At 71.5% G+C, this 2137-nt stretch carries 3 protein-coding genes; 1 reads left to right on the top strand and 2 read right to left on the bottom strand.

Annotated elements, in window-relative coordinates:
- A partial coding sequence (locus M3498_04475) for a RecQ family ATP-dependent DNA helicase (GenBank protein MDQ3458552.1) occupies positions 1-1273 on the bottom strand: 1273 nt, incomplete at its 3' end.
- On the opposite strand from M3498_04475, the gene M3498_04470 reads away from it, so the two are divergent.
- On the top strand, positions 1272-1478 hold the full coding sequence (locus tag M3498_04470; protein ID MDQ3458551.1) for a hypothetical protein: 207 nt from the start codon (positions 1272-1274) through the stop codon (positions 1476-1478). The two genes, M3498_04475 and M3498_04470, sit on opposite strands and share 2 nt — an antisense overlap.
- 28 nt (positions 1479-1506) lie before the next feature.
- Here M3498_04470 and M3498_04465 read toward each other — a convergent pair.
- The coding region (locus tag M3498_04465; protein ID MDQ3458550.1) for a hypothetical protein at positions 1507-2137 on the bottom strand (631 nt) is incomplete at its 5' end.

Raw genomic sequence — 2137 nt, 5'->3', positions numbered from 1 at the left:
CCACCACGGCGTCAAGCTGCCCGCGCAAGGCGCGCTCGCGCCCTGCGAGCGTGCGCAGATCGAGCGGCCGGCGCAGCTCGCCGGGGCCCAGGCGGCCGTCCGCGAAGCGCAACTGACCACCGTCTATGAGCATTCGCAGGGCCGCGTTGACGGCGGAAAGCTCGAGGCCGCTGTCATGGGCGAGCGCCTCTGGCCTCTGTCCGGGGTCCTGGTAGAGTTTGACGAGCAGCCCTTTGACGGCTTGCGGGGACGGCAAGCTCCGCTCGATCATCCGCCGCTGCACGTCCGTGTCGGCGGCGCTGTAGAGCACGGCCGCGTGGGCCGCCCCGCCGTCCCGTCCGGCCCGGCCCGCCTCCTGGTAGAGGCCCTCTAAGGTGCGCGGGTGAGCGTAGTGGACCACCAGGCGCACGTCGGGCTTGTCGATGCCCATGCCAAAGGCGACGGTCGCGCAGATGGTGGCGAGGGCGCCGGAGAGAAAACGCGTCTGCACAAAAGCGCGCTGGCGATCGCCCAGGCCCGCGTGGTAGGCCTCGGCGCCCAAGGCCTCGGCGACCCGCTCGCTCATCCGCCGGGTCGAGCAGTAGACGATGCAGGGCCCCGGATAGCGCGCCATGAGCCCGCGCAGGCACTCGAGCTTTTGCGCGTCACCCGCCGCCTCATGGACGCTCAAGCTCAGGTTGGGCCGGTCGAAGGACCCCACCAGCAGCTGCGGGTGCCTGAGCAGGCGCGCCGCGATCTCCTGGCGCACGAGCGGGGTGGCGGTGGCGGTGAGGGCGAGCTTGGGCAGCGCGAGCGGCTTGACGAGCTCGCCCAGGCTCAGATAGTCGGGCCGGAAGTCGTGGCCCCACTGCGAGATGCAGTGGGCCTCGTCGACGACCACCAGGCCGGCGACGGAGAGAAGGTCGGGCGAGAGCAGCAGCCGCTCCGGCGACAGGTAGACGAGCCGGTAACGTCTTGCCAGCGCGTCGGCCATGCGCGCCCGGTTGTCAGCCTCGGCGAGGTCCGAGGCGAGATAGGTCGCCGCGACGCCGCGACGCGAGAGGCCCGCCACCTGGTCGCGCATGAGCGCGATGAGCGGGCTCACCACCAAGGTCGGCCTGCCCTGGAGGAGCGCCGGAAGCTGGTAGGTGAGGCTCTTGCCGCCGCCGGTCGCCAAGACCGTGAGGGCGTCTTTACCTTGCAGGACCGCCCGCACCGTCTCGTACTGCAGCGGCCGAAAGGAAGAAAAGCCGAGGCGCTCGAGCGCCTCCTGAAGGGCGTCGTCTCCGGGCATGACGCCCTATGCTACACCTCGTCGCCAAAGCCGCGCCAGCCTCTACGCGCTTGCTCATCTTCGGCCGCGGAGGCCAGGTGCTGGTCAGGCGCTCTTCGCCGCGGCGTGCTTGACCGTCTGCATGCGCCTGCGGCAGCGCCAGCAGGCCACCCGCCTCACGCTCACCGCCACCATGACGCTCACCCCGCAGCCCTTGCAGCGGTAGGAAGTCAAAGGGCGTTCTGCCTCCACGTTCAGCCGTCCCCTTCCTTGATCAGGCCCAGCACCCGCGCGAGCTCCGCGGCAGCCTTGCCCGGCGAGGGCAAGCCGTGCAGCGCCTGATAGATGTCGATGACGTCGCCGACGCTGTAGCCGCTGGCGGCCCTGCGCCCGACGGGCGCGCCGCCGTGGGCGTCCACCCAGAGCTCATAGCCCTCGCCGGTGTCGAAGGTCCAAAAGGACGGGTGGCTCTCCTGGTGAAAGGGACAGAGATAGCTGCCGCCGCGCCGCTCGGCGCCGAGTTTGGCGAGCATCGCTTCCAGCGGCAAGCGCCGCCGGAGCTGGTGACGAATCTCGTCCCAGCCCTCCGGGTCGCGCTCCTGGTTGTCGCGCCGCTCGAGCACAGCGCCAGGCGCCGCCCCTCGTTCTTCCAGCTGACGCCAGGGACAGGCGGCCTCGAGGTCCGGCCGGAGGTCGTCCCAACCCTGCCAGAGCGCCAGGTGCGCCCCCGGCAGGTGGGGAATCCGCCCGACCTGCCAGGGCGCCCGCAGCCAGCGGTAGGGCGCGCCCGTGCCCGGGTGGACGCTCGGCGGCAGGAGGTCTTGCACCGCGCCGGCGCGCAGCTCGAAGAGGGTGACGGAACGCGCCTGCTGGCCGGGCCAGGCG

Source organism: Deinococcota bacterium, assembly GCA_030858465.1.
Taxonomy (GTDB): Bacteria; Deinococcota; Deinococci; order Deinococcales; family Trueperaceae; genus JALZLY01.
Note: the sequence above shows the minus strand (reverse complement) of the source record. Positions and strands in the feature narration are given on the sequence as shown.